Annotated in this window: 23 protein-coding genes and 1 tRNA gene; 10 read left to right on the plus strand and 14 right to left on the minus strand. The window is 63.5% G+C overall.

All coding sequences use genetic code 11. The features are described 5' to 3' along the window. Positions 1-6: 6 nt before the first annotated feature. The 11 genes from araD (ASD44_RS04720) to ASD44_RS04770 all read right to left on the minus strand — a co-directional run bounded on the left by araD (ASD44_RS04720) (position 7) and on the right by ASD44_RS04770 (position 11,368). The gene (araD, locus tag ASD44_RS04720; RefSeq protein WP_056109368.1) at positions 7-1,740 is read right to left on the minus strand and encodes an L-arabinonate dehydratase; all 1,734 of its coding nucleotides are present in this window, start codon (positions 1,738-1,740) and stop codon (positions 7-9) included. Then, positions 1,737-2,645: an aldose 1-epimerase gene (locus ASD44_RS04725; protein ID WP_056109370.1), complete on the minus strand. Its 909-nt coding sequence runs from the start codon at positions 2,643-2,645 to the stop codon at positions 1,737-1,739. Before ASD44_RS04725 ends, araD (ASD44_RS04720) begins: the two co-directional genes overlap by 4 nt. A gap of 7 nt (positions 2,646-2,652) precedes the next feature. Further along, a complete protein-coding gene (locus ASD44_RS04730; protein ID WP_056109372.1) occupies positions 2,653-3,435 on the minus strand; it encodes an NAD(P)-dependent oxidoreductase in 783 nt (260 codons plus the stop codon). Position 3,436: 1 nt separating this feature from the next. Next, complete coding sequence (locus tag ASD44_RS04735; RefSeq protein ID WP_056109374.1) at positions 3,437-4,315, minus strand: SMP-30/gluconolactonase/LRE family protein; 879 nt, start codon at positions 4,313-4,315, stop codon at positions 3,437-3,439. Then, positions 4,312-5,511, minus strand: a complete 1,200-nt coding sequence (locus tag ASD44_RS04740) for a mandelate racemase/muconate lactonizing enzyme family protein (RefSeq protein ID WP_056109376.1) — start codon at positions 5,509-5,511, stop codon at positions 4,312-4,314. Before ASD44_RS04740 ends, ASD44_RS04735 begins: the two co-directional genes overlap by 4 nt. 54 nt (positions 5,512-5,565) lie before the next feature. Next, on the minus strand, positions 5,566-6,408 hold the full coding sequence (locus ASD44_RS04745; protein WP_056109378.1) for an ABC transporter permease subunit: 843 nt from the start codon (positions 6,406-6,408) through the stop codon (positions 5,566-5,568). Between the two features lie 3 nt (positions 6,409-6,411). Beyond that, entirely contained in the window at positions 6,412-7,320 is a 909-nt protein-coding gene (locus tag ASD44_RS04750; protein WP_056109380.1) for an ABC transporter permease subunit, read from the minus strand. Between the two features lie 3 nt (positions 7,321-7,323). Then, positions 7,324-8,397, minus strand: a complete 1,074-nt coding sequence (locus ASD44_RS04755; protein WP_056109382.1) for an ABC transporter ATP-binding protein — start codon at positions 8,395-8,397, stop codon at positions 7,324-7,326. 87 nt (positions 8,398-8,484) lie between these two features. Further along, positions 8,485-9,669, minus strand: a complete 1,185-nt coding sequence (locus ASD44_RS04760) for an extracellular solute-binding protein (protein WP_056109385.1) — start codon at positions 9,667-9,669, stop codon at positions 8,485-8,487. 69 nt (positions 9,670-9,738) lie between these two features. Next, on the minus strand, positions 9,739-10,650 hold the full coding sequence (locus ASD44_RS04765) for a dihydrodipicolinate synthase family protein (RefSeq protein WP_056109387.1): 912 nt from the start codon (positions 10,648-10,650) through the stop codon (positions 9,739-9,741). A 25-nt stretch (positions 10,651-10,675) separates the two neighbouring features. Then, complete coding sequence (locus tag ASD44_RS04770) at positions 10,676-11,368, minus strand: GntR family transcriptional regulator (RefSeq protein WP_056109389.1); 693 nt, start codon at positions 11,366-11,368, stop codon at positions 10,676-10,678. Between the two features lie 260 nt (positions 11,369-11,628). On the opposite strand from ASD44_RS04770, the gene ytfQ reads away from it, so the two are divergent. The 8 genes from ytfQ (at position 11,629) to ASD44_RS04810 (ending at position 21,145) form a co-directional block, all read left to right on the plus strand. Further along, complete coding sequence (gene ytfQ, locus ASD44_RS04775; protein ID WP_244478813.1) at positions 11,629-12,573, plus strand: galactofuranose ABC transporter, galactofuranose-binding protein YtfQ; 945 nt, start codon at positions 11,629-11,631, stop codon at positions 12,571-12,573. Positions 12,574-12,643: 70 nt separating this feature from the next. Beyond that, entirely contained in the window at positions 12,644-14,158 is a 1,515-nt protein-coding gene (gene ytfR / locus ASD44_RS04780; RefSeq protein WP_320409825.1) for a galactofuranose ABC transporter, ATP-binding protein YtfR, read from the plus strand. Further along, the gene (locus ASD44_RS04785) at positions 14,155-15,168 is read left to right on the plus strand and encodes an ABC transporter permease (RefSeq protein ID WP_056109395.1); all 1,014 of its coding nucleotides are present in this window, start codon (positions 14,155-14,157) and stop codon (positions 15,166-15,168) included. Before ytfR ends, ASD44_RS04785 begins: the two co-directional genes overlap by 4 nt. Further along, positions 15,165-16,148, plus strand: coding sequence for a galactofuranose ABC transporter, permease protein YjfF (gene yjfF, locus ASD44_RS04790; protein ID WP_056109397.1), 984 nt, complete (start codon positions 15,165-15,167; stop codon positions 16,146-16,148). Before ASD44_RS04785 ends, yjfF begins: the two co-directional genes overlap by 4 nt. After that, a complete protein-coding gene (locus ASD44_RS04795) occupies positions 16,145-16,900 on the plus strand; it encodes a FadR/GntR family transcriptional regulator (RefSeq protein WP_056109399.1) in 756 nt (251 codons plus the stop codon). The genes yjfF and ASD44_RS04795 overlap by 4 nt, the downstream gene beginning before the upstream one ends. After that, positions 16,897-18,666, plus strand: coding sequence for an L-arabinonate dehydratase (gene araD, locus ASD44_RS04800; protein ID WP_056109401.1), 1,770 nt, complete (start codon positions 16,897-16,899; stop codon positions 18,664-18,666). The genes ASD44_RS04795 and araD (ASD44_RS04800) overlap by 4 nt, the downstream gene beginning before the upstream one ends. Before the next feature lie 29 nt (positions 18,667-18,695). Further along, complete coding sequence (locus ASD44_RS04805) at positions 18,696-19,619, plus strand: dihydrodipicolinate synthase family protein (RefSeq protein WP_056109403.1); 924 nt, start codon at positions 18,696-18,698, stop codon at positions 19,617-19,619. A gap of 20 nt (positions 19,620-19,639) precedes the next feature. Continuing rightward, positions 19,640-21,145: an aldehyde dehydrogenase (NADP(+)) gene (locus tag ASD44_RS04810; protein WP_056109405.1), complete on the plus strand. Its 1,506-nt coding sequence runs from the start codon at positions 19,640-19,642 to the stop codon at positions 21,143-21,145. Positions 21,146-21,222: 77 nt separating this feature from the next. Here ASD44_RS04810 and ASD44_RS04815 read toward each other — a convergent pair whose 3' ends face one another. Then, positions 21,223-22,398, minus strand: a complete 1,176-nt coding sequence (locus ASD44_RS04815) for a GAF domain-containing sensor histidine kinase (protein WP_156459772.1) — start codon at positions 22,396-22,398, stop codon at positions 21,223-21,225. A gap of 158 nt (positions 22,399-22,556) precedes the next feature. After that, positions 22,557-22,630, minus strand: a tRNA-Gln gene (locus tag ASD44_RS04820). A gap of 477 nt (positions 22,631-23,107) precedes the next feature. On the opposite strand from ASD44_RS04820, the gene ASD44_RS04825 reads away from it, so the two are divergent. Together ASD44_RS04825 and ASD44_RS04830 are read left to right on the plus strand one after the other, a co-directional pair. After that, a complete protein-coding gene (locus ASD44_RS04825) occupies positions 23,108-24,502 on the plus strand; it encodes a Ppx/GppA phosphatase family protein (RefSeq protein ID WP_082542546.1) in 1,395 nt (464 codons plus the stop codon). After that, positions 24,499-25,212 (plus strand): RlmE family RNA methyltransferase, encoded by a 714-nt coding sequence (locus tag ASD44_RS04830; RefSeq protein ID WP_056109408.1) that lies wholly within the window; start codon positions 24,499-24,501, stop codon positions 25,210-25,212. Before ASD44_RS04825 ends, ASD44_RS04830 begins: the two co-directional genes overlap by 4 nt. Here ASD44_RS04830 and ASD44_RS04835 read toward each other — a convergent pair. Then, positions 25,209-26,624: an MFS transporter gene (locus tag ASD44_RS04835; RefSeq protein ID WP_056109410.1), complete on the minus strand. Its 1,416-nt coding sequence runs from the start codon at positions 26,622-26,624 to the stop codon at positions 25,209-25,211. The two genes, ASD44_RS04830 and ASD44_RS04835, sit on opposite strands and share 4 nt — an antisense overlap. Between the last annotated feature and the right edge of the window lie 87 nt (positions 26,625-26,711).

Consider the following 26,711-nt stretch of genomic DNA (forward strand, 5'->3'; position numbering starts at 1 on the left):
TATCGTTCAGAATATGACGGGCTCGCTCACCGGCGCGCCGAATTCCGCTTTCAGGAAATCGAAGTCGCAGCCCTTGTCGGCCTGTTCGATGTGTTTGGAGAACATGTAGCCGTAGCCGCGCTCGTAGCGCGGCGCGGGCGGCGTCCATGCAGCCCTGCGCGCCGTCAATTCCGCTTCGTCCACCAGCATGTTCAGGCTTCTGTTGGGAATATCGAGTTCGACCATGTCGCCATTGCGCAGCAGCGCCAGCGGGCCGCCGACAAAAGCTTCGGGGGCCACATGCAGCACGCAGGCGCCGAACGAAGTGCCCGACATGCGCGCATCGGAAAGCCGCACCATGTCGCGCAGGCCGAGCTTCAGCAGCGCCTTGGGCATCGGGATCATGCCCCATTCAGGCATCCCCGGTCCGCCCTGCGGTCCGGCATTGCGCAGCACCAGCACGGTGTCGGGCGTCATCGGATAATCAGGGTCGTCGATGATCTTTTTCAGTTCCGGATAGCTGTCGGCGATCAGCGCCGGCCCGGTGTGCCGGTGGAATTTCGGGTCGCACGCCGCCGGCTTGATCACCGCGCCATCCGGGCAGAGGTTGCCCTTCAGAACCGCCAGCGATCCCTCATGGTAGACCGGGTTCGACAGCGGGCGGATGACATCGTCGTTCCACAGCTTGGCCTGGTCCAGCCCGTCGGTCAGCGGCTTGCCGGTTACGGTGATGGCGGTATCGTCGAGCTTGTCGCCGAGCTGCTTCATCAGCGCGCGCAGGCCGCCGGCATAGTAGAAATCCTCCATCAGATAGGTCGTGCCGGAAGGCCTGATGTTGGCGATCACCGGCGTCGTGCGGCCGATGCGGTCGAGATCGTCGAGTTCCAGCGGAATGCCGGCACGGCGCGCCATGGCGATCAGATGGATGATCGCATTGGTCGAGCAGCCGGTCGCCATCGCCACGGTGACGGCGTTTTCCACCGCCGCCGGCGTCAGGATCTTGTTCGGCGTCAGGTCCTCCCACACCATCTCGACAATGCGGCGTCCGCATTGCGTCGACATGCGCTGGTGGCCGGCATCCGCGGCCGGGATCGAGGAGGCGCCGGGCAGGGTCAGGCCCATCGCCTCGGCGATGGCCGTCATGGTGCTGGCGGTGCCCATCGTCATGCAGTGGCCGTAGGAGCGGGCGATGCCGCCTTCGATACCTTGCCACTCCTCCTTTGTGATGGTGCCGGCGCGCCGCTCGTCCCAATATTTGAAACCGTCGGTGCCGGAGCCGAGATACTTCCCGGCGTAGTTGCCACGCAGCATCGGCCCCGCCGGCAGGAAGATGAAGGGCAGCCCCATCGTCGTCGCGCCCATCACGAGGCCCGGCGTGGTCTTGTCGCAGCCGCCCATCAGCACCGCCCCATCGACGGGATGGCTGCGCAGCAGTTCCTCGGTCTCCATCGCCAGCATGTTGCGGTAGAGCATGGTGGTCGGCTTCACGAAGTTTTCCGACAGCGACAGCGCCGGCAGTTCCATCGGGAAGCCGCCGGCCTGCAATATGCCGCGCTTCACCCACTCGACCCGGTCCTTGAAATGCATGTGGCAGGGCTGCGCATCCGACCAGGTGTTGATGACCGCGATGATCGGCCGGCCCTCCCAATCGACCGGATCGTAACCCATCTGCATGGTGCGCGAGCGGTGGCCGAAGGAGCGCTGGTCGTCCGGCACCATCCAGCGGGCGGATCGGAGGTCTTGGTAGCTTTTGCGGGTCATAGGCGTACCTCTGGAGAATTAGGCGCTTCGGTGACCGAAAGCGTCATCGTGCCGGACAGCATCTCGCCCGGCTGCAATACATCCATCGCGCAATCGGCGCCCAGTTCAGGGCGGTTGATCGCGTCGGGCAGATGGCTCACCGGCTCGGCGCAGACGATTGGCCGGTTATCGGGAACGAAGACATGGAGATGCCGCAGGGCGCCATCGGCGGTGAGAGTCAGCGAAGCCTGGTGTTCAGGCCAGCAAATGACCGCGCTGCGCGGGCTCCAGTTCTTGAAACACCCGTCGAACCAAGGATTCTGGCCAAGCGCGGCGGGGTGAGCCGGGTCGAATTCCGGGCGCTGCGTCAACGGCGCGACTGGCAGGCCGCGCGCATCGCGGGCATATACGCCGGCGGAGCGGAAGGCGAGGGTGGTCTGCGCGGTCTTGGGAAACCAGGGGTGCAGTCCGATGCCGAAGGGCATCGCGGCATTACCCTCGTTTCGAACTGAAATCGCTACACGAATTCCGGCCTTGGAAAGACCGATTTCCTGCGTTGCCCGGTAACGATAGGGATTACCGTCTGCTTCGAATATCTGGGTCAGCACGACCCTGTCGCCGGTCTGCTCCCCCACCTGCCACGGTCGCTCGCGCGAAAAACCATGGACGGCCATGTCCTCCTCCGGATGATTCACCGGAAACTGGAATGTCTGGCCGCCGAAGCTGAAACGCCCGTGGTTGATACGGTTGGCGAACGGAATCATGGGGAAACAGCCCGCCCTGAAAGGCGCCAGCGCTTCGGTCCTCGGTTCAAGAACCGCTAGCGCGGTCCCGTCCGGGCGGGCCCATTCCGCCGTCAGGATCGCCCCGCCGACATCCGGGTCAATCCGCACCCGGTAGCCACTGCCTGAGAGATCCACAATCATGACGGCCTCAATCGTTCCGCGAATAGCCGTCGGACGCGAATGCGCCGCCCTGGAAGCGTTGGGCGATGGCGTCGCCCGGCTCCGGCAGCCGCCCGAAACGGGATGCATCGTCCTGCGGCACGAAGCCGATGCGCGCCGCATCGTCTTCGCCCCACCAGGAGGCCGCATTCGCCGAGACGCCCCAGACGATCGCATGGCCGGTTTCCGGGGCCTCGATAGCCGCGATCAGCAGCCGTTCGAGATCGTCATGCGAAAGCCATGTCGACAGATGCCGCGCCTCGGTTGGCGCGGGCAGGCACGAGCCTATCCGCACATGCACGCTTTCCAGCCCATGCTTGTCGAACATCATGCGGCCGAGCAGTTCGCCATAGGCCTTCGACAGGCCGTAATAGCCGTCCGGCCGCATCGGGTCACGGGTGTCGAGCGTACGGCCTCGTTCGTAGTAGCCGATGGCGTGGTTTGAGCTGGCGAAGATTACGCGCTGCCCGCCCTGGCGCGCCGCCTCGAAAATATGCGTCAGCCCGAGAATATTGGCTTCGATGACTGGACGGAATGGCTGCTCGGCGCTGATGCCGCCGAAATGGATGATTGCATCGGCTCCGGCCACGATCCCGCTCACCACCGCCCCGTCAGCCAGATCGGCTTGAACGAACGAAGCGCCTTCGGGGATTGGATCGGGAAAAGGCTTCACATCGGAGAGCCGCAGCCGATAGCCAGCGGCGGTCAGGCGCGGCGCGACAACACGCCCCAGAGTGCCTGAAGCGCCAGTCAGAAGTATATGTTTTTGCATCTCAAACGCCCCGCATACGCACGACCGGTGCGCCGGCGACGGGCGCCTCCGCCAGAAACACGCCGCCGGCCTGCGGCGCGGCTTCCAGCGCCGCTTCGTCGATCGCGCGGTGCGTTGTGACTGCAATTTGCCGCAGGCCGGGACCGCAGAAGCACGGCATGGTCGGCGTCGGCACTGGTAAAGGGTAGCGTTCGCGCAATTTTCCATCAGGCGTGATGCGGTTGAGGACGCCGGCGGAAACCCCGGCGCTCCAATAATCGCCTTCCGCATCGCAGGCGCCGCCATCGGGGCGGCCCGTCCCCTCGTCGAGATCATAGAGCCGCTTGCGGCCGCTAATACCACCGGTCGCGGCATCGAAATCGTAGTGATCGACCCACGGGCCGCGCGAATCGGTGTGGTACATGACCGTGCCGTCGGCCGACCAGGCGAGACCGTTCGAGACGCAAAAACCCTCTGCCGCCACGGTGGCAGCGCCGTCCGCCGTCACGCGGTAAAGCTTGCCGACGGGCTGGCGGTCGGGGCGCATATCCATGCTGCCGACCCAGAACGCGCCGTCCGGCCCGACCTTGCCGTCATTGAGGCGCGAGGTCTCGGCCTCGTCGTAGCCGGTCCACAAATCCCGGCGGTTTCCGGTCTCCGGGTCGAACACGATCACCTTGCGCTGGAGCGAGACGACAAGCGCGCCGCTTTCGCCAAGGCCGAGCGCGGTCACCGCGGTTTCGAATGGCCAGCGTCGGCGCAAGCCATCCTCGAGGCCGATCTCAAGCAGTTCGTGGCCGGGAATGTCGCAAACGAACAGCGTCCCGCGCCGCTCGTCCCAAACCGGGCTTTCCAGCAATTTGCCGCGGATGTCGGCGATGCAGCGGAACGGACCCATCATTCGGCTCCGGTGCTGCGACGGACGACTTCCGGGTGGTCGAGCACAAAATCGGACAATTCGAGGCCGAGGCCCGCGCCTTCGAAGGGATGGATTTGTCCGTTTTCGATACGCGGCATGACGGTCACCAGATCACGATACCATGAGGTGTAGTAGGCGCGCACCGATTCCTGGAAGACGGCGTTCGGCAGATTGAGCGACAGGTGGATCGAAGCCGCGAAGATAACCGGCCCGGTGCAGTCGTGCGGCGCGACCGGGCGCTGGAAGGTTTCGGCCATGGTGGCGATCTTCTTGGCTTCCGACAGGCCGCCGCACCAGGAAACATCCAGCATCACGTAATCGGTGGCGTCGGCACGCAGCACGTCGAGGAACTGCGACCGCGTCGCCAGCGTCTCGCTCGCGCAGACGGGTATGCCCGCATGGCGCGCATAGATGGCGAGCGATTGCGGGTTGACCATCTTGACCGGGTCTTCCGCCCAGAACGGATCGAACTCGCGCAGGCCCCGCGCAATCGTCAGCGCCGATGTCAGGTCCCACATCGAGTGCAGCTCGACCATGACCTCCATCTGGTTGCCGACCGCGTCGCGGATCTGGCGGAACGGCACCAGCGCCTTGTCGAGGTCGCTGGCATGGATGAAGTTGCCGCCGTTCTGCACCGCGAAGGGGTCGAACGGCCATATCTTCATCGCGGTGATGCCTTCCGACAGAAGGCTTTGCGCGAGCGCGCCGGCGTCGCGATGGAAGGCAAGCTGGTCTTCGTACGGGCCTTCCTTGGCCTCTTCGGAATCGCCGATGTAACGGCGCGCCCCGCTCTTGTTGTAGGTATAGCCGGCGCAGGTGTTGTAGGTGCGGATCGACGGCCGCGACAGTCCGCCGAGGAGTTGATGGATCGGCTGGTTCACCGCCTTGCCGAATATGTCCCACAAGGCGACGTCGATGGCCGAGGCCGCGCGGATTTCCACGCCGGAAGACCGGAAACCCACGTAAGGCGACAGGAGCAGGCTGGAAATGCGGTCGATTTCGAGCGGGTTCTTGCCGACCAGCTGCGGCGCGATATCGCTGTGGATATAGGCTGCCACCGCATTGGCGCCGCGGAACGTCTCGCCAAGCCCGACGATGCCCTCGTCGGTATGCACCCGCACCCACAATATGTTGTTGAGGTGCGGAAGCTGGATGGTTTCGACGGCGGTGATCTTCATGGAATTTTCCGTAGGCGTATGACGGGAGGAGGCGGCTGTCGCCGCGTCCAGCTATTAGTGCACGGATGCCGGTCGGCCCCGCGCCACGATCTGCGTCGGGTTGACGAAGCGCAGCGCGATCAGCAGCCAGACCAGCGAGGTGACCATGTAGATCACCGCCATGGCGTCGATCGATTGAACGGAGCGTACACCGGCCGCGAACACCGAGTAATACAGCGCCACGACGAGCGTCTGGCTTGTCGGGCCGGCGGTGAGGAAGGTCAATTCGAACATGCCGACGGTGCGCACCAGCACCAGCAGCATCGATGCGAGGATGCCGGGCAGCAGCATTGGCAACAGCACGTAGCGGAACAGCCTGAACGTGCCGGCGCCGAACACACGCGCCGCCGCCTCCACTTTCGGATCGATCTGCTCGATGAAAGGCACCATGACCAGGATCACGAACGGCACGGTCGGCACCAGATTGGCCAGCACCACGCCCCAGAAGGTGCCGCCGACGCCGAACTTGTAGAGCACGGTCGTGAGCGGAATGCCGAAGGTGATCGGCGGCACCAGTAGTGGCAGCAGGAAGATCAGCAGCACCAGCTTCTTGCCCGGAAAGTCGCGCCGCGCCATCGCATAGGCGGCAGTGACGCCGAGTATGCCTGAGAGCAGCACGACGGTGAGCACGATCTGGAACGTCACGACGAGGACATGGTCGAGCTGGAATTCAGCCCATGAGGCGGCATACCATTTCGTCGTGAAGCCTTCCGGCAGCCACGTGCCGAGCCAGCGCGTTCCGAACGAGGAAACGACCACCGCCGCGATGACGGCGAGTACGTTGAGAATGAAGAACCCCGTCACCACCCAGACGACGGCGATCCAGAGTTTTGCAAGCGGAGAGGTATCGCGGATCATCTGTCAGCCTTTCCCGCCCGCCGTGGAGCCGCGGTAGAAGAAGGAACGGAAACCGAGCAGCGCGGCAACCACCAGAAGCTGTACGGCGGCCATGATCATGGCGATGGCCGAGGCCATCGAGTCGTCATACTGCTCGAAGGCGGCCTGGGCCGCGGCAATCGAAATGACACGCGTCGGACCTGAAGGCGCGCCGAGCAGCACCGCCGAGGGGAACACCGCGAAGGCCTGCACGAAGGTCAGGCAGCAGGCGACCACCAGTCCGGGGACCAGCAGCGGCAGCATCACATGGCGGAAGCGCTGCCAGCCGCTTGCGCCGTGTGTAGCCGCGGCGCGCTCAAGCGCTGGATCGATGCCGGTGATGTAGGAAAGCGTCAGCAGGAAAGTGAACGGGAAAACCGTGATGATCAGCGACGCCAGCACGCCCCAGTAATTGTTCACCAGCCGGACCGGACCGTCGATCAGCCCCAGGGTGATCAGCGTGCGGTTGAACCAGCCTTGCGGGCCGAGATAGTTGAGCAGCCCTTCGGCCACCAGCACGGTGCCGAGCGTCACCGGCAGGACAAGCAGCGTTGTCAGCAGCCGCTGGTGCTTCATCAGCCGCACCCGCATGGCGATCGGCACCGCCAGCAGGATACTCACGATCGTCACCGGCACGGCGAGCCAAAGCGTGGCGCCGATGGTGCGGTAGAGATAAGGATCGGAGAAGAACTTGCTGTAGTTCGCCAGCGCGCCGCCGCCCTCGATCGGGTTGAACGACAGCACCAAGCCGTACAAAAACGGATAGATGAAGACAAGGATCACGAACAGGAATGCGGGCAGGATCAGCAGCGTGACGCCGTCGATGCCGCGATTGGCCAGGCGCTGGCGCAGGCTCGGCGTCGGCAGTTTGTGATCAAGGACAGCGGTGGACATCGCCTAAACCTCCGCAGCGAAGACCAGCGCACGGCCGGCCTCGATCTGCAGCGTGATGGCGCTGCCGAGATCGGCCTTGCGCGAGCCGTGGAAGACCAGTTCCATGCCATTGCCAGTCAGTGCGGTGCCTACATATTCGCGGCCGCGATATTCGATGGTCTCGACCTTGGCCGACAGGGTGTTTTTTCCCTTCTTGCCTTCGATCACGTCATCGCCGCGCGCCGCCAGAACAGCTTCGTCTCCCATCTTGAGATCGCCCATGGCGCGCCCGGTCAATTCGGAGCCGGCCGCGGCAATGGTCGCCTTGCCATCGTCGATGCGCACCACCTTGCCGACAACCTTGTTGCGGAAGCCCATGAATTCCGCCACGTCGAGATAGAGTGGGCTCTCATAGAGGTCGTGCGGCGCGCCGACCTGTCTTATCGACCCGTCGCGCAGAACGACGATACGGTCGGCCAGCGACAGAGCCTCGTCCTGGTCGTGGGTGACGTAGATGGTGGTCGCGCCGAGCTGGTTGTGGATGCGGCGGATTTCAGCGCGCATCTCCAGCCGCAGCTTTGCGTCGAGATTGGACAGCGGTTCGTCCATCAGGACCAGCGGCGGCTCGATGACGATGGCGCGGGCGATGGCGACGCGTTGCTGCTGACCGCCGGAAAGCTGGCCGGGCAGCTTGTGGCCCTGGCCCTGCAATCGCACCAGCGACAGCGCCGCATCGGCGCGCTTGTCGATCTCGGCGCGCGAGAGGCCCCGCATCTTCAGGCCGAAACCGACATTCTGCAGAACGGTCATATGGGGGAACAGCGCGTAGTTCTGGAACACCATGCCGAAGCCGCGATCTTCGGGCTTGAGCTGGTCGATGCGCTTGCCGTCGAGATAGATGCCGCCGCCCGTCGTGCCGAGCAGGCCGGCGATGCAGTTCAGCGCCGTCGACTTGCCGCAGCCGGAAGGGCCGAGCAGGGCGACGAACTCGCCCTTGCCGATGGTCAGGTTGATTTCGTTCAGCGCATTGAAATTGCCGAAAGCACGGCTCATGCGGTCGAGCCGCAGTTCATTGAAGGACGTTGAGGCGAGCGGCATAGCCGAAATTCCATCTGCGGACGTGAGAAAGGGGAGGCTGCCGCGGACGAGATCGCCCGCAGCAACCGATTTGCGTCGGATCGGCGTTTAGCCGGCCGCGACCTCTTCGTCCCAGCGGCGGAACGCGGTCACCAGGGCTTCCGGCTCGAGCGGCAGCTCGATCGGATTGTTGCCGATCCAGTCCGCATAGTCGGGACGGCCGAACTCGGCGATGATGTCCTGGCTCTTCTGCGGCGCCATCGTCAGCGGAACGTCCTTGACCGCCGGGCCCGGATAGAAATAGCCGGCGTCATAGGAGTAGGCCTGCTGTTCCGGCTGCAGCGCGAACTTGATGAACTCCATCATCACCGCGATCTTGTCTTCCGACACGCCCTTGGGAATGGAGAAATAGTGTGCGTCGCAAACCCAGTGGAAGCCGGTCAGCTTGCCGACGGCGGCTTCCTTGGGCACCACGCCGAGCGCGCGTGGGTTGATGTCCCAGCCGGTGGTGGTCACGGTCATGTCGCGCGTGCCTTCGCCGAACTCCTTCATCAGGGCGCCGGTGCCGGCGGGATAGTATTCGATGTTCTTGTGCAGTTCCTTGAGATAGGCCCAGGTCTTGTCCCAGCCCTTGGCCGGATCCTTCGGATCGGTGTCGCCGAGCAGATAGGGCAGGCCCATCAGGAAGGTGCGGCCGGGACCGGAATTGGCAGGACGGGCATAGATGAACTTGTTCTTGTTCTCTTTCGCCCAGGCAAGCAATTCCTCAGCCGTCGTCGGCACCTTCTGCACCTTGGCCGGCATGTATTCGATCAGCGGGCCGGACGGGTAGTAGGAGACGACGACGCCCTTGCCCTTGGACAGGCCCTGCATGCGCCAGGCTGGATCGAGATAGATCTTCTGCAGGTCCGGCAGCCCGGAATCCGGCATCGCGATGATGTCGGTCCAGATGTCGTCGGCGAGACCGGCCGAAAGAGCGTCTGGACCGATGATGACCATGTCGATGTCGATGCGGTTGGCGCGCTGCTGCGCCTTGATCTTGCCCGGCAGTTCGGGCGAGGGCGCCTTGTTGAAGGTGAAGCGCGACACGAGATTCGGGTTCTTCGCGGCGAAATTGTCGAAGATCGGCTGCGTCAGCGCCAGATTGCCGGCTGCGTCGATGACGTTCAGCGCGACTGGCGACGACGGCAGTTTGGCCGACTGGGCGAAAGCCCCGCGCGGCGCGATGATGGCCCCGCCGGCAGCGAGGCTCGCTGCGGCCAGGAAGTGACGACGTGAAAGGTCTTTGGTCATTCCATTTCTCCTCCGTTTTTCACTGATTTTCCAATCGCTTCCTCCCAGAAGCGAATGGTCTTTCCATTACTAGACAAGTCCGTCCTGGCTCCATTGGGCGAGGACGGTTCCGAGGGCCTTGCGGTCCCCATCTTCGAGTTCGGGCAGGCCAGGCAGGCGCACCGGGCCGACCTCGTGGCCGCGCAGGCGCAGCGCCTCCTTGACGACGGTGACGTTGGCGCCGTTGCGATGTTTGGTGCGCATGGTCTCGAAAGGCGCGATGCTGTCGATGATGGCGCGGGCGCGCGCATAATCGCCGGCTTCCAGCGCGTGCCAGACGGCAAGCGAGCGTTCCGGCGCGACATTGACCAGGCCCGAGGTGAAGCCCTTGGCGCCCAGCGCATAGAAGGGCAGAGCCCAGCTTTCGGCCAGTCCGCATATCCAGGTCGCCTTGGTGCCTTTCGTGGCGCGCACGCAATCGGCGAAGAGTGCGGTATTGGTGGAGGCGAATTTCACGCCGGCAACGCGCGGATGGGTGCCGAGCCGGACCATCTCGTCCAGCGGGATCAGGTCGGAACGGATATAGGCGACCAGCGGCAGATCGGTCGCCTCGGCGATGGCGACGAAATAGTCCACCTGCGAATGCGGAGCGGCGAACGGGTCGAGCGGATGATGCACCATGACGCCGTCCGCGCCTTCACGCTGGGCGGCACGCGATACCGCGATCGCCTCGCGTACGGAGCGTCCGGCGGCGGCTGTAACGGCGGCGCGCCCATCAACGGCTGCGACAGCCACGGCCTGCAGGCGGATGACTTCATCGGCGGTCATGCTGTAGAATTCGCCGGTATTGCCACCGGACACGATGTTATGGACGCCGGCCGCCGCGATGTCGGACACGATGCGGCCGGTCAGACCCGGTTCGATCTCGCCGTCTCCATCGTAAGCGGTCACATGAACGCCTGAAATGCCCTGCAGCACCTGGCGGTAGGCGTCGAATTCCATCTGTCGTTTCTCCCTGCGAGCGGTTCTAGAAAACCAGCTCGATATGCGTGTTTCCGGCCAGAACGATATGCTCGCGCATCAGCCGTTCAGCCCTGTCGGTATCCCGCGTCACGATCGCCTGCATGATCGCCTCGTGCTCGAGGAATGAGGCGCGGCGCACTTCCTCGCGCGAAAGCACGGTCACCCTTGCGGCGTGGTCGTACATGCGCTGGGCGTTCTGCAGCCGGCGCAGATACTCGCAGCCGGACGCCTCGTGGATGGCGTCGTGGAATTTCTCGTTGAGGACGATGAGATCCTGTACGTCGCCCGAAGCCAGGGCGGTGCGCATTTCCTCGATGATGCTGCGCAGCCCGTCGAAAGCGTCTTCCGCGCCATGCTTGGCGGCTTGCCGGGCGATGATGCTTTCGAGCGCCGCGCGGGCCAGGGTCATCTCCTCGGCCTGCCGCGCTGAAAAGGTGACGAAGGTGCCGCGCCGGGCTTCGGTGCGCACCAGGCCTTCGCTTTCCAGCTGCCGCAGGGCTTCCTTCAACGGGCTGGTGGAGATGCCGAGTTCGGAGGCGAGCTGTCGTTCGTTGAGGCGCATACCGGCCTTGAGACGGCCGGCGATGATCGCCTGGCGCAGGCTGTCATGGACGTGCTCGCGCAAGCTCTTGAGCTTGATCGGCTCAAGCGTGTGCGTCGGCCGCGTTTCGACGGCGTCTGCCGGCGAACCATCCATGAATTGCTCCTCCTGCTCTTCCCGGTCGCTTCGTCGCATCCCTGATTTGATATGTCAACATCTGATACATCAGATTTCACAGTGCGCGTTTCGGGGCAAGATTGACCGCGTTCACGACTGACGATTTGTGATCGCCGACCTGCAGAAGATCGCTTGAATAAGTAATACTATACGACTATACGAAACCTCGACGACTGCGGAGGAGCCTCGGTCGGTTCTATTTTGGGAGGTAATTTTTGATGTCCAGATTCCTGAAATCCATGCTGCTCGGTTCGGCGACCGCCTTGGCGTTCGGCGGTGCAGCCATCGCCGCCGACCTGACGGTCGGTTTTTCTCAGATCGGTTCGGAGTCCGGCTGGCGTGCCGCCGAAACCAGCGTCACCAAGCAGGAAGCTGAAAAGCGCGGCGTCGACCTGAAGTTCGCCGATGCGCAGCAGAAGCAGGAAAACCAGATCAAGGCGATCCGCGGCTTCGTCGCCCAGGGCGTCGATGCGATTTTCGTCGCTCCCGTCGTCGCCACCGGTTGGGATGCGGTGCTCAAGGAAGCCAAGGACGCCGAAATCCCGGTGATCCTGCTTGACCGTGGCATCGAAGGTTCGCCCGACCTCTACATGACCATGGTCGCTTCCGATCAGGTTCTGGAAGGCAAGGTTGCCGGCGATTGGCTGGTCAAGGATGCAGCCGGCAAGGAATGCAACGTCGTCGAGTTGCAGGGTACCACCGGTTCGTCGCCCGCCATCAACCGCAAGAAGGGTTTTGAAGATGCGATCGCCGGCACGCCGACGATCAAGATCATCCGCAGCCAGACCGGCGACTTCACCCGCGCCAAGGGCAAGGAAGTCATGGAAGGCTTCCTGAAGGCGGAGAATGGCGGCAAGAACATCTGCGCGCTATACGCCCACAATGACGACATGGCCGTCGGCGCCATCCAGGCGATCAAGGAAGCCGGCCTCAAGCCCGGCTCCGACATCAAGGTCGTTTCCATCGACGCCGTGCCGGATATCTTCAAGGCAATGGCCGATGGCGAGGCCAATGCCACGGTCGAGCTGACGCCGAACATGGCTGGCCCGGCCTTCGACGCGCTGGCCAAGTTCAAGGCCGACGGCACTTTGCCGCCCAAGACCATCATCACCGAATCGAAGCTCTACACGCAGGCTGACGATCCGATGAAGGTTTATGAGGAAAAGAAGGGCCTCGGCTACTGATCTTCCTGCGGGCCGGTTCCTGTAACCGGCCCGCTCCTCTATCCTGACGGTCATCTTTGGGAGACGACCAGTGAGCGAGCCCAGCCTCCTGCTCAGCGCGACTGATATGTGCAAGTCGTTCCTTGGCTTCAAAGCCCTGGATGGCGTCGACTTCAATATGCGCGCCGGCGAAATCCATGCTTTGCTGGGCGAGAACGGTGCCGGCAAGTCGACACTGATAAAGGTCCTGACCGGGGTTCATCGCGCTGATAGCGGCATCGTCACACTCAAGGGCGAGCCGGTCGTGGTGCGTGATACGCTGCACGCCCAGCAGCTTGGCATCGGCACGGTCTATCAGGAAGTCAATCTGCTGCCGAACCTGACGGTGGCCGAAAACCTTTACATCGGCCGCCAGCCGAAGCGGTTCGGCCTGGTCGATACCCGCACCATGCAAAAAGAGGCGAAAGCGCTGCTGGCGCAATACGACATTCATATTGATGTCGGCGCGCAGCTTTCCTCGTTTTCCGTCGCTGTTCAGCAGCTGATCGCGATTGCCCGCGCCGTCGATATGTCCGGCTCGGTGCTGATCCTCGACGAGCCGACCGCAAGTCTCGACCGGCATGAGGTCGAACTGCTGTTCGGCGTCATGCGCAAGCTGCGCGACCGTGGCCTCGGCATCGTTTTCATCACCCATTTCCTCGATCAGGTCTATGCCGTCAGCGACCGCATAACGGTGCTGCGCAACGGCAAGCTGATGGGGACACGCAACACGAAGGAATTTCCCAAGGTCGATCTGGTGTCGATGATGCTGGGCCGCTCTCTCGTCGCGGCGACTGAGCAGGGGCGGAGGCAGGCGCCGCCGCCTTCCGACCGCAAAATCACCTTTTCGCAATTTGGCCGCGACCGATCGATCGAACCCTTCGACCTGACGATTTCCGCCGGCGAAGTCGTCGGCGTCGCCGGTCTGCTCGGCTCCGGCCGCACCGAGACGGCGCGGCTGATGTTCGGGATCGACATGCCCGACAAGGGCGCCATGACCATCGACGGCAAGCCGGCCAGGATCGCCTCGCCGCGCGATGCGGTCCGGCTCGGCTTCGGCCTCTGCCCGGAAGACCGCAAGGCCGATGGCATCATCGGCGACCTTTCCGTACGCGAGAACATCGCGCTGGCGCTGCAGGCGCGGCGCGGCTGGCTGCGCCGCATGTCGACGCGTGAGCAGACCGAGCTGGCGAACCGCTTCGTCAAGGCGCTCGATATCCGCACCACCGACATCGACAAGCCGGTTAAGCTGTTGTCCGGCGGCAATCAGCAAAAGGTGATCCTCGCCCGCTGGCTGGCGACGCAACCGCGTTTCCTCATCCTCGACGAGCCGACGCGCGGCATCGATGTCGGGGCCCATGCCGAGATCATCGAACTCATCAACAAACTCTGTGACGACGGGCTGGCGCTGCTGGTGATTTCCTCCGAGATCGAGGAAATCGTCGCCTATTCGACACGGGTGCGGGTGCTGCGTGACCGCATGCATATCGGCGAGCTTTCCGGCAACGAGATCGGCACCGGCAACATCATGCGCGCCATCGCAGGCGAGGGCGGGGCTGTGCAATGACGATGCTCGTTTCAGGCCTGCGCCGCGCGGCGCCGCAACTCATCTGCCTTGCCGTCATCCTGTTCTTCAACTGGCTGGCCTTCCCGGGCTTCTTCAATCTCCGCATCCAGGACGGCCGGCTTTTCGGCAGCCTGATCGACGTGCTGAACCGCGGCGCGCCTGTCGCCATCCTCGCTGTCGGCATGACGGCGGTGATTGCCTCGAAGGGCGTGGATCTTTCCGTCGGCGCCGTCATGGCGATGGCAGGAGCCGTGGCAGCGACCATGACGGTGGCGGACTATTCCTTGCCGGTGGTCATTCTGTCGGCGCTGGCGGTCGGCCTTGCCTGCGGCCTGCTCAACGGCTTCCTGGTGGCTGTCCTCGAATTGCAGCCGATCGTCGCGACCTTGATCCTCATGGTTGCCGGACGTGGCATCGCGCAGCTCATCACCGAAGGCGTCATCGTAACCTTCGTCGAACCCGGTCTCATCTTTTTCGGCACCGGCTCATTCCTGGGCATACCCATGCCGGTAATCATCGCGGCGGTGCTGGCGCTGGTCACGGTACTCATCGTGCGGCGCACGGCGCTCGGGCTGCTGATCGAATCGATCGGCGTCAATCGTGAAGCCTCGACCTATGCGGGCATCAACAGCCGCCTGCTGATTGTCCTTGCCTATACGTTCTGTGGGTTTTGTGCCGCACTGGCGGGCATCATCGTCGCCGCCGACATTCGCGGCGCCGACGCCAACAATGCCGGCCTGTGGCTCGAACTCGACGCCATACTCGCGGTGGTGATCGGCGGCACGTCGCTGCTCGGCGGGCGGTTCTCGATCCTGATGTCAGTTCTCGGCGCCATCATCATCCAGGCAATGAACACCGGCATCCTGATCTCCGGCTTCCCGCCGGAATACAACCTCATCGTCAAGGCCGCCGTCATCATCCTGATCCTGTTGGCCCAGTCAGCCTCGCTTGTCGGCTTCCGTTTGCCGAAAACCAGCACGGTTGCGGTCAGGAAAGTCGAAGCGCCATGACGTCCTCACGCCTTCTGCCGTTCTATGCCACGCTGGTCATTTTCGTGCTGGCTTACGCGGTCTGCGTCATCCAGTTTCCCAACATGCTGTCGACGCGCGTGCTCGGTAACCTTTTGACCGACAACGCCTTCCTCGGCGTCGCCGCGGTTGGCATGACGTTCGTGATCATCTCCGGCGGCATCGATCTTTCGGTTGGTTCGGTCATCGGCTTCACCACCGTGCTGATCGCCGTGCTGATCGGCTGGTACGGCTTTCACCCGCTCGCGGCCTTCGCCGTGGCTCTGGTCATCAGCACGCTTTTCGGCGCCGCCATGGGCGCGGTCATCCATTATCTCGACGTTCCCGCCTTCATCGTCACGCTGGCCGGCATGTTTCTGGCGCGCGGCATGGCTTTCGTCATCACCACGGATTCCATTCCGGTCACGCATGAATTTTACACGACGCTGCAGGAGCTTTATGTCCGCATGCCGGGCGGTGGACGGCTGACGCTGATCGGCGGCCTGATGGTCCTCGTCTTCCTCGGTGGCATCGTGCTGGCGCATTTCACGCGCTTCGGCTCCTACGTCTATGCGCTGGGCGGCAACCGCACCTCGGCCGAACTGATGGGCGTCCCGGTGGCGCGCACGACGGTCGGCATCTACGCCCTGTCAGGCTTCCTGTCCGGGCTCGCCGGTGTGGTCTTCTCGCTCTACACCTCGGCCGGCTATTCGCTGTCGGCCGTCGGCGTGGAGCTCGACACCATCGCCGCCGTGGTGATCGGCGGCACGCTGCTGACCGGCGGCGCAGGGCTGGTGGCCGGGACTTTTGTCGGCGTCATCATCCAGGGCCTGATCCAGACCTACATCGTCTTCGACGGCACGCTTTCGAGCTGGTGGACGAAAATCGTCGTCGGCCTTTTGCTCTTTGCCTTCATTGCCCTTCAGCGGCTATTGGTTGTCCTGTCCGCGCGCAAGCGGAAGTCCGGGGGGGCACCTGCATGAATTCCGTCCAGTCGGGTCTCAGCCGCACGCTTGCGCCAAAGGGTATCCATGGCCATGTCATGGGCGACCTCGGACGCGGCATCGTTTCGGGCGCGCTCCCCGAAAACTCCATCCTTCCGCGCGATGCTGAATTGCAACAGCGCTACGGTGTTTCGCGCACAGTGCTGCGCGAAGCGCTCAAGACGCTTGCCGCGAAGGGCCTGATCCAGCCCAAGGCCAAGATCGGCACGCGCGTGGTTCCGCGCGACGGCTGGAACCTGTTCGACCCCGATATATTGCAGTGGCATGCCGATACCGGCGTCGTCGATGCGCAGTTCCTCTTCAATCTTCAGGAAATGCGGCTGGCGCTGGAGCCGGAAGCCGCGGCGCTGGCGGCGCTTCGGCGTACCGAGGCGCAGGTAGGAGAACTCTATCACTGGGTCGACCTGATGGGCGCCGCCGGCATCACCGGCAATGACTTTGTCCAGCACGACCTCCACCTCCACATCTGCGTCGCCGAGGCATCGGGCAACCCGTTCATGAGGGCGATCAGCGCCCTGATCGAAGTGGCGCTGGTTGCGACCTTCACCGTCAGTTCGCCGATCCCCAACACCGAACGCCACAAGCTGTCCGTGCAGCGCCACCGTGACATCGCACGGGCGATCGAGGATCGGGACCCACAAGCGGCAAGGACGGCGATGCGCCGGGTAATCCAGGAAGGCATCGACCGCGTTTCCGTGGAAACAGGCAGGAAGCCTGAGGACAGATCATGACAGACAGTGCCGGGCGCAAGGGCGCCAGATTCACGCCGGCCGAGTGGCCGCGCAAGCTGCGCTCGCAGGAATGGTACGGCGGCACGTCGCGCGACAATATCTACCACCGGGGCTGGCTCAAGAATCAGGGCTATCCGCACGATCTCTTCGATGGACGCCCGGTAATCGGCATCCTCAACACCTGGTCGGACCTGACGCCCTGCAACGGTCATCTTCGTGAGCTTGCCGAAAAGGTCAAAGCAGGCGTCTGGGAAGCTGGCGGGTTCCCGCTGGAGGTCCCGGTCTTCTCGGCTTCCGAAAACACCTACCGCCCGACGGCGATGATGTACCGCAACCTCGCCGCGCTGGCGGTCGAGGAGACGATGCGCGCGCAGCCGATCGACGGCGCGGTGCTGCTGGTCGGATGCGACAAGACCACGCCCTCGCTGATGATGGGCGCGGCATCTACGGACCTGCCTTCGATTGTCGTCACCGGCGGGCCGATGCTGAACGGCTGGTTCCGCGGCGAGCGTGTCGGGTCCGGCACCGCGCTGTGGCAGATGTCGGAGGCCATCAAGGCCGGCACGATGAGCAGGGAAGACTTTCTGGACGCCGAGCAGGCGATGAGCCGGTCTTCCGGCACCTGCAACACGATGGGCACAGCCTCCACCATGGCGTCCATGGCGGAAGCGCTCGGCATGGCGCTATCCGGCAACGCCGCCATCCCGGCTGTCGACAGCCGCCGCCGCGTCATGGCGCAGATGACAGGCCGGCGCATCGTGCAGATGGTGAAGGACGATCTCAAGCCGTCCGACGTTCTGACCAAGGAAGCCTTCGAAAACGCCATCCGCACCAATGGCGCCATCGGCGGCTCCACCAATGCTGTCGTGCATCTGCTGGCGCTGGCCGGCCGTGTGGGAATCGACCTGACGCTGGACGATTGGGACCGGCTCGGTCGCGAGGTGCCAACGATCGTCAACCTGATGCCGTCCGGCAAATATCTGATGGAGGAGTTCTTCTACGCCGGCGGCCTGCCCGTCGTGCTCAAGCGGCTGGGCGAGGCCGGTCTCCTGCACAAGGATGCGCTCACCGTTTCCGGCGAAACCCAGTGGGATCAGGTCAAGGATGTCGTCAACTGGAACGAGGACGTCATCCTGCCCATGGACAAGCCGCTGCGGCCGCAGGGTGGCATGGCCGTCCTGCGCGGCAATCTGGCGCCCAGGGGAGCCGTGCTGAAACCGTCCGCCGCATCGCCATCGCTCATGGTTCATCGTGGTCGCGCTGTCGTCTTCACCGACATCGACGACTATAAGCGCAAGATCGCCGACCCTGATCTCGACATCGACGAGACCTGCATCATGGTCCTGCAGAACTGCGGGCCGCGCGGCTATCCGGGCATGGCCGAGGTCGGCAATATGGGCTTGCCGCCGAAGGTGCTGAAGAAGGGCATCACGGACATGATTCGAATTTCCGATGCGCGCATGTCCGGCACGGCCTATGGCACCGTGATCCTGCATGTCAGCCCGGAAGCTGCCGCCGGTGGACCATTGGCAATCGTGCGCGACGGCGATTTCATTGAAGTCGACGTGCCTAACCGGCGTCTTCACCTCGACGTTTCGGACGAAGAGATTGAACGCCGGCTTCAAGCCTGGAAAAACCCGATGAGCCGTCCGCAGAGCGGCTATGCCATGCTCTATCACGACCACGTTACCGGCGCGGACACTGGCGCCGATTTCGATTTTCTGAAAGGTATGCGCGGCAACGCCGTGCCCAAGGATTCCCACTGATCTTTTCTGATTCCCGATTGGACTAAGCCATGCCATTGCCCAAAAAACTCACAGGCATTCTGCCTGTCGCGCCGACACCTTTCCACGCCGACGGGCGCGTCGACGAGGAGGGTATGCGCCGCGTCATCGACTGCATGATCGACCAGGGCGTCGACGCCATCTGCATCCTCGCCAACTATTCGGAGCAGTTCCTGCTTTCGGACGAGGAGCGCGCCACGCTGACGCGGCTGTCGCTGGAGCACGCGGCGGGCCGGGTGCCCGTCATCGTCACCATCAGCCATTTTTCCACGGACATCGCCACGCAGCGCGCGAAATTCGCCCAGGACCTCGGCGCTGCCATGGTCATGATGATGCCGCCCTATCACGGCTCGGGCCTGTTTCCCGCGCCGGCCGGCATCTACGAGCATTTCCAGACTGTCAACGACGCCGTCCGCATCCCGATCATGGTCCAGGATGCGCCGCTTTCCGGCGTTGCGCTCTCCGTCGATCTACTCGCCAAAATGGCGCGCGAGCTTGAAAACGTTTCCTATTTCAAGATCGAATGCCCATTTGCCGCCGACAAGCTGGCAGCGCTGATCGAGGCTGCCGGCGATCACATAGACGGGCCGTTCGACGGCGAGGAGGCCGCGACCCTGCTGGCCGATCTCGACGCCGGCGCGACCGGAACCATGACCTCGGCCATGTTCCCGGAGCAGATCCGGCCCATCGTCGTCGATTACCTGGCGGGAAACACCGATGCGGCCTTGGCGCAGTGGAAAAAGTGCCTACCTCTCATCAACCATGAGAACCGCCAGTGCGGCCTGCGCGCCTGTAAAGTTGTTTTCGCAGCCGGTGGCGTCATCCGTTCCGATGCGGTAAGGCACCCGCTCAAACCCATGAGCGAGCGAACCAGGACCCGGCTGCTCGAACTTGCACGCGATCTCGACGTGCTGGCGCTGCGCTGGGGCAAGTAGCGACTGAAAGGACGACCAGAATGCTGACAGGCAAACATCTCATCGCTGGCGAATGGGTGGGCGACGAACACACGTTCAAATCCGAGCCTTCCAGCGGCGAGGCGCATGATTTCGCCGTTGGCACCCCGGCGCATGTCGACCGCGCTGCCCGGGCCGCCGAGGAGGCCTACTGGAGCTACGCGGCCCTGTCGCGCGCCGAGCGTGCCGCCTTCCTGCGCTCCATTGCCGAGGAGATCGACAAGCTCGGCGATGAGATCACCGCGATCGGCACGCAGGAAACCGGCCTGCCGGCTGCGCGCCTGACCGGCGAGCGCGGCCGCACCACCGGCCAGCTGAAACTGTTCGCCTCCCACATCGAGGACGGCGCCTATCTCGACCGGCGCCATGATGTGGCGCTGCCCGACCGGCAGCCGCTGCCGCGCCCCGACATCCGCCTGATCCAGCGGCCCATCGGCCCGGTCGCCGTGTTCGGCGCCTCGAACTTCCCGCTCGCCTTCTCGACCGCCGGCGGGGACACCGCTTCGGCGCTGGCCGCCGGCTGCCCCGTCGTGGTCAAGGGCCATTCCGCGCATCCCGGCACCGGGGAACTGGTGGCGCAGGCGATCGATGCGGCGATCCGCAAGCACAAGCTCCATCCCGGCGTCTTCTCGCTGGTGCAGGGCGGCAACCGCGATGTCGGGGAGGCGCTGGTCAAGCATCCGCTGATCAAGGCGGTCGGTTTCACCGGCTCGCTGCGCGGCGGCCGCGCGCTGTTCGACCTGTGCGCGGCGCGACCGGAGCCGATCCCCTTCTTTGGCGAGCTTGGCTCGGTCAACCCGATGTTCGTCATGCCGGCTGCGGTGAAGGCGCGCGGCGAGGCCATAGCCAAGGGCTGGGCCGGTTCGCTCACCATGGGGGCAGGGCAGTTCTGCACCAATCCCGGTGTCGCTGTGGTCGTCGACGGGCCGAACGTGGAGGCGTTCCGCTCGAGCGCCATCGAGGCGCTTGGGCAGGTCTTGGCGCAGACCATGCTGACCGACGGCATCGCCGACGCCTACCGCGCCGGCGTCAGCCGCATGCAGAACACCGGCAAGGTGGCGGAACTCGTAGGCACGGGCACCAACACCCGCGCCGCGTCGCCCTACCTGTTCGAGACGGACGGCGACACTTTCCTCGCTCACGAGGAACTGGCCGAGGAAGTGTTCGGCCCGCTCGGCGTGCTGGTGAAGGCGAAAAATGTCGGGCAGATGGAAGAGATCGCCAAGGGCCTGCACGGCCAGCTGACCTGCACCCTGCAGATCGACGAGGCCGATTATGGCGAAGCCCGCAAGCTGCTGCCGATCCTCGAGCGCAAGGCCGGCCGTATCCTCGCCAACGGTTTCCCGACCGGCGTAGAAGTCAGTGACGCCATGGTCCATGGCGGGCCTTACCCGGCCTCGACCAATTTCGGCGCCACCTCGGTCGGCACCATGGCGATCCGCCGCTTCCTGCGCCCGGTGGCGTTCCAGGACATGCCGGTAGCGGTGCTGCCGGAGGATTTGCGGTAAAGGCGAATAGGCCGGGAGCCGGCTTGCGCTAGCGTCCGTCAGAAAGCCCGCCGCTCACCCGGCGGGTTTTTTTCAATCTAGCCTAGCGGCATGCGAAACGTGAACCGCGTCGCACTGTCATTTGAGGTTGCCTCCAGGCTGCCGCCGTGGACGCGCGCTATCTCATGCGCAATGTAGAGACCGAGACCCAATCCCTGCTGGCTCGGTCTCACCTTGCCGCGAAAGAACGGCTGGAACAGGTTTTTCAATATTTCCTCGGGAATAGGCTTGCCTTCGTTCTCCACCCACAGTTCGAACTGGCCGTCGTCTGTGGACGCCCCAACCCGCACCGGTTTTTGTTTCGCACCATGGATAATGGCGTTGCCGAGCAAATTGGAGAACATCTGACCGATGCGCTCGTGATCGACGGCAACCAACTTTGTCAGCTTGAGATCTGCAATGATTTCGAGCTCGACATTCACGGTCCGGAGTTCCGCGATGACCTGCTCGAGTACCGGCTCCAACGGCTGCTCGGCATCGATCTCCAAATCCAGGCCGTCGCCGAGACGCGCGCGCGCGAAGTCCAGCACGTTGTCGATCAGCCCGCGCATTCGCATCAGGCTGCCCTGCATCAGCTTGACGATGCTCAGATGCTTGTCGTCCAGGGAAGAGCGCAAAAGCATGTTGGTGCCGCTCTCGACCGAGGCAACCGGGTTGCGAAGGTCATGACCCAGCACGGCTATGAACTGCTCGCGCAGTTCCGACATCTCGCGTTCCTTCTTCAGATCCGACTGAGCTCTTGATAAATCCGCGTCGGCGTCCAGATGAGCGGCGATCAGCTCGGCGAACAGCTTGAACATGCCGGTGATCTTGGAATTCCTTAGTTGAGCCGGGGCCGGATCAATCGCACAAAGAGTGCCGAAGAACTCTCCGTTTCTTCGTATGATCGGCATCGAAATATAGCTTTGAAAGCCGTACATTGCCGGCGTCGGATGAGCGCGATATGCCTCGTCCTCGGTAACCTGATCGATGATGACTGGCTCCAGGCTTTGCCTGATTTGGTCACAGATGGTTGTCTCGACCTTCAACTCGTCTCCCGGCTTCAACCCGAAATCGATGTTGTCGAGACTATCGCATGTCACCCATCTGCTTTCGGTGACGCGGGCGACGGCTGCAAACCGCATGCCTGTGGTTTGGCAGATAACGTCGAGAATGATCGGGATCGCAGCGATGCGTCCGATGGCATCAATATCGGCTTGGAAGTCGTGCGGCACGTGCTGGATCCCAGGAGTTTTCCAGATACACTATTCGCGACCGATTTCCTTGTCATCCATCATATGGACGGCCCTTGCATGACCTTGGCAGCAATGGTGAGAAATCACATGCTTATAAGGAACACCTGGCAAGCGACTGCTTTTTCTGAAGAACAAGATGGCTGGGGAACCTGGATTCGAACCAGGACTAACGGAGTCAGAGTCCGTGGGTCTACCGTTAACCTATTCCCCAAAAGCACCGGATCGGTGGCTTGGTCTGAAATGGGCTGCGCGTAAGCGACCTTGGCGGCTCGGTTTGCCGCTCCCGTTTCTGCGCTGCCTTGTAGCCGCACGCTGGAAATAGTCAAGCCTTTGGCGCGTTTCAATTCCGACCGCATCCAGGGTCCTCAAATTCAGCCTGCGTAGGCGGGACCGGCTGGTGAAACCGGAAACAAACGTCGTCGTCAGCCGCGAAACTTTGTGCCCGCGCGCCCGTCGCGGCAAAGGGACCGGCTATCGGTAGTGGTCCTCTCGAACCTCGCCGGCGCGCCCCCTTGCACCCGTCCGACCCGGAATTTCGGCGATCGGCTTCCGCGATGGCATCAACTCCAAATATCCCGCCTTTACGCTTGGTGATCGGGCGCGGCGCTGCTAATCTGGCGGCAACTTGAAACCAATGCGCATGCTGCGTCCGGTCCGCCGGCTCGCGCGGTGCTGGAAGGAAACGACAGTGGAAGACCGCGAAGCTGGCGCCGATGCGCCGGGAGCGGCCTTGTCCCGGGGGCTCGCGGCGTCAGGCAGCGTCGAGGTCCCAGCAGCCAGCCGGCAATCGCCCGGCGTCGAGGCGGCGTGGCCGGCAAGCGCCGGGCCGGGGGACGGCGGTCCGCAGCAGCCAAATCCGAATGCCCCGCAAGGCAAGGGCCGGAAACGGCGTAAGCGCAAACGGGGCCGCAAGGTTTTCGCTCGGGACGGTATCGGGCAGAAACCTGAAATTCAGGGCCGAGAGATTTCGGGCAACGGCAACGCGAGCGTAAAGCCTGCCGTCTCAATCAAAGCGGACGCCGAGGCCGCTGCGCAAACCGGTTCGGCTACCCCGTCCGCAATGCAGCCATCGTTGCGTCCGCTCCACCGGGAACTGCCGGTGTTCGCCGCCCTCGATCTCGGCACCAACAATTGCCGACTGCTGGTTGCGATCCCGCAGCGTCACGGCCAGTTCCGGGTCATCGATGCGTTTTCGCGTATCGTGCGGCTGGGTGAGGGGCTTTCCGCCAGCGGCCGGCTCAGCGATGCGGCCATGGACAGGGCAGTCGAAGCGCTGAAGATTTGCGGCGACAAGCTGCGCAACCGCAAGATCCGCCGCGCCCGCCTCATTGCCACAGAAGCCTGCCGTTCGGCCGTCAATGGCCAGGAGTTCCTTGAACGGGTCGAGCGCGAAGCCGGCCTGAAGCTCGAGATCATCGACCGCCAGACCGAGGCGCGCCTGGCGGTTTCCGGTTGCGGTTCGCTGGTGGACCGCAGCACCAGGGGCGTGGTCTTGTTTGACATTGGTGGCGGCTCGTCCGAAATCGCCCTGATCGATGTCAGCGGACGCCGCTCGCCGCGGCTTGCCAATCACATCGTTTCCTGGACGTCCTTGCCGGTCGGCGTCGTTTCGCTGGCGGAGCGCTATGGCGGCCGCACCGTCTCGCGCCAGACTTTTCAGGCGATGGTCGACGATGTCGCCGCGCGCCTGGCCGATTTCGAAGGCCGCGACCGGCTGGATCATCTTGTCGCCGGCCACGATTTCCACCTGCTCGGCACCTCCGGCACCGTCACGACGCTGGCGGGCGTTCATCTCGATCTCGAGCGCTACGACCGGCGGCGGGTCGACGGTTTGTGGATGGACAATGGCAGCGTCGATCTGATGATCGAGAAATTGATCGGCTGGGACTTCGAGCAGCGCGTCGCCAACCCCTGCATCGGGGCTGATCGCGCCGATCTCGTCCTCGCTGGCTGCGCCATTCTGCAGGCCATTCGCGGTGTGTGGCCGTCGGAGCGGCTGCGCGTTGCCGACCGGGGATTGCGCGAGGGCATATTGAGCGAACTGATGGCCGACGAAGGCATGTGGCGTGGAGACCGGCAATGACGCAGAAGCCGACGAAGCCGGGGACTGCCGGCATCCGCGTGCTGCGGACCAAGGTCAAGAAAAAGCGAGGCCTGAAGGAATCGTCGCGCCGCTGGCTGGAACGCCATTTGAACGACCCGTATGTCCAGCGCTCGAAGGCCGACGGCTACCGGTCGCGCGCCGCCTACAAGCTGATCGAGATCGATGACAGGCACCATTTGCTCAAGCCGGGCCTGAAGGTGATCGATCTTGGCGCGGCGCCAGGCGGCTGGTGCCAGGTCGCCGCGGCGCGGACCAAATCCTCCGCGGAAAATCCGCATGTTGTCGGCATCGACTATCTTGAGATGGATCCTGTGCCTGGCGCTGTCGTTCTGCTGATGGATTTTCTGGACGATGATGCCCCGGCCAAGCTTGCCGAAGCGCTCGGTGGCGATCCCGACATCGTCCTGTCTGATATGGCCGCACCCACCACCGGCCATCGACGGACCGACCATATACGGACCATGCATCTGTGCGAGGTGGCCGCCGATTTCGCCATGTCGGTGCTGAGGCCGGGCGGGCATTTCCTCGCCAAGACGTTCCAGGGCGGCACGGAAGGCAGCCTTCTGGACGCGTTGAAACGCAATTTCCGTTCTGTGCATCACGTCAAGCCGCCGGCGTCGCGCGATGAATCGGTCGAGCTTTACCTGCTTGCCAAGGACTTCAAGGGACGCGAGCCGCCGGCGGATTAGCCGGCCGAGGAAATGCTGTCGACCGTCTTGGCGCCGATGCCCTTGTGTCCGGAAACAGATGCGCCGGCATCCGGTGGAAGGCGCACGAACCAGAACATTGCCGCCGCCGAAACCAGAGCGACAACAAAGAAGGCGATGTGAAAATCGCCCAGCACCAGCGGGCCGCCATGCCAGGCGGTTTGCAATTCGAGGATGCCGCCCGCAAAGGCAACTCCCAGAGCGATGCAAAGCTGCTGGGCCACGGCTGCGATGGGCGTCGCCTTGCTGACGTCTTCGGAAGAAATATCCGCATAGGCCAGCGCATTGATGCCGGTGAAGAACATCGACCGGATGAATCCGCCCAGGAAAATGGCGGCGATCATCAGAATGTAAGGCGTTACCGGGGTGAAAAGGCCGTTGACAGCCACTGTGACCGCCGAAATCAACGATCCGCCGATCAGCACGCGCCGGAACCCGACGGCCCGGAAAAGCCAGGTGGCGACGACCTTCATGCCGATTGCGCCAAGAGCGCTGACGAAGGTTATCATGCCTGACTGGAACGGGGTCAGGCCGAATGCCAATTGGAACATCAGCGGCAGCAGGAACGGCACCGCGCCGATGCCAATGCGGAAGAGGCCGCCTCCGAGCACGGATGCGCGGAACATCTGGTCTTTGAACAGGTCGAGCGCCAGTAACGGGTTCCGGGCGCGGCGGGCGTGGAGCAGATAGATCAGCCCGGCAGCAATTCCGATCGCCACGGTGAGGCCGCCGACGATGGGCGGAAGCGCCGGAAGACTGACGATGGAAAGGCCGAAAACGACACCCGATGCGGCCAGTCCGCTCAGGATGAAGCCAGGGTAGTCGAGCGGCGGCGTTTCTGTTGGCGGCATTTCGGGCAGATACCGGCTGGCAAGCAATATGCCGAGAATGCCGATGGGCACATTGATCAGGAAGATCCAGTGCCAGCTGAAATAGGTGGTGATGAAACCTCCGATGGGAGGTCCGACAAGAGGACCAACCAGCGCCGGTATCGTTAGCCAGGACATCGCGGTGACCAGATCGCTCTTTGGCGTGGAGCGCACCAGAACCAGCCGTCCGACAGGCGTCATCATCGCGCCGCCGACCCCTTGCATGAATCGTGAAATCACGAACGCGCCGAGTGAATTGGCGAATGCGCAAGCGACAGAACCGACGATAAACACGCCAATCGCCAGCCGGAAGATCGTCTTGGCGCCGAACCGGTCGGCCATCCAGCCGCTGATCGGGATGAAGATTGCTAGTGAAACGAGATAAGCCGTCAGCGCCAGTTTCAGGGCGATTGGACTGGTCTGGATGTCGATCGCAATCGCCGGCAGCGACGTCGCGATGATCGTCGAGTCCATATTCTCCATGAAGAGGGCGACCGCGAGGATGAGCGGAACGATGCGATTCACGATAGATCCAGTCAGATTCAGCAGCTTTGGAGGCTGTGGGATTGGCGCCGGGTATCATGCCTTGCGCCTGATGTCGCGCGATTTCAT

Origin of the sequence: Mesorhizobium sp. Root554 (genome assembly GCF_001427025.1) — a bacterium.
GTDB lineage: Bacteria > Pseudomonadota > Alphaproteobacteria > Rhizobiales > Rhizobiaceae > Mesorhizobium.

Excerpts from the sequence above, each read along its gene's own strand:
- ASD44_RS04770 (WP_056109389.1), bottom strand. The coding sequence starts at position 11,368 with ATGGATGGTTCGCCGGCAGACGCCGTCGAAACGCGGCCGACGCACACG.
- araD (WP_056109401.1), top strand. The coding sequence starts at position 16,897 with ATGACAGACAGTGCCGGGCGCAAGGGCGCCAGATTCACGCCGGCCGAG.
- ASD44_RS04745 (WP_056109378.1), bottom strand. The coding sequence starts at position 6,408 with ATGATCCGCGATACCTCTCCGCTTGCAAAACTCTGGATCGCCGTCGTC.
- ASD44_RS04750 (WP_056109380.1), bottom strand. The coding sequence starts at position 7,320 with ATGTCCACCGCTGTCCTTGATCACAAACTGCCGACGCCGAGCCTGCGC.
- yjfF (WP_056109397.1), top strand. The coding sequence starts at position 15,165 with ATGACGTCCTCACGCCTTCTGCCGTTCTATGCCACGCTGGTCATTTTC.
- ASD44_RS04830 (WP_056109408.1), top strand. The coding sequence starts at position 24,499 with ATGACGCAGAAGCCGACGAAGCCGGGGACTGCCGGCATCCGCGTGCTG.
- ASD44_RS04760 (WP_056109385.1), bottom strand. The coding sequence starts at position 9,669 with ATGACCAAAGACCTTTCACGTCGTCACTTCCTGGCCGCAGCGAGCCTC.
- ASD44_RS04730 (WP_056109372.1), bottom strand. The coding sequence starts at position 3,435 with ATGCAAAAACATATACTTCTGACTGGCGCTTCAGGCACTCTGGGGCGT.
- ASD44_RS04735 (WP_056109374.1), bottom strand. The coding sequence starts at position 4,315 with ATGATGGGTCCGTTCCGCTGCATCGCCGACATCCGCGGCAAATTGCTG.
- ytfQ (WP_244478813.1), top strand. The coding sequence starts at position 11,629 with ATGCTGCTCGGTTCGGCGACCGCCTTGGCGTTCGGCGGTGCAGCCATC.
- ASD44_RS04755 (WP_056109382.1), bottom strand. The coding sequence starts at position 8,397 with ATGCCGCTCGCCTCAACGTCCTTCAATGAACTGCGGCTCGACCGCATG.
- ASD44_RS04805 (WP_056109403.1), top strand. The coding sequence starts at position 18,696 with ATGCCATTGCCCAAAAAACTCACAGGCATTCTGCCTGTCGCGCCGACA.
- ASD44_RS04740 (WP_056109376.1), bottom strand. The coding sequence starts at position 5,511 with ATGAAGATCACCGCCGTCGAAACCATCCAGCTTCCGCACCTCAACAAC.
- ASD44_RS04725 (WP_056109370.1), bottom strand. The coding sequence starts at position 2,645 with ATGATTGTGGATCTCTCAGGCAGTGGCTACCGGGTGCGGATTGACCCG.
- araD (WP_056109368.1), bottom strand. The coding sequence starts at position 1,740 with ATGACCCGCAAAAGCTACCAAGACCTCCGATCCGCCCGCTGGATGGTG.
- ASD44_RS04795 (WP_056109399.1), top strand. The coding sequence starts at position 16,145 with ATGAATTCCGTCCAGTCGGGTCTCAGCCGCACGCTTGCGCCAAAGGGT.
- ASD44_RS04810 (WP_056109405.1), top strand. The coding sequence starts at position 19,640 with ATGCTGACAGGCAAACATCTCATCGCTGGCGAATGGGTGGGCGACGAA.
- ASD44_RS04785 (WP_056109395.1), top strand. The coding sequence starts at position 14,155 with ATGACGATGCTCGTTTCAGGCCTGCGCCGCGCGGCGCCGCAACTCATC.
- ASD44_RS04765 (WP_056109387.1), bottom strand. The coding sequence starts at position 10,650 with ATGGAATTCGACGCCTACCGCCAGGTGCTGCAGGGCATTTCAGGCGTT.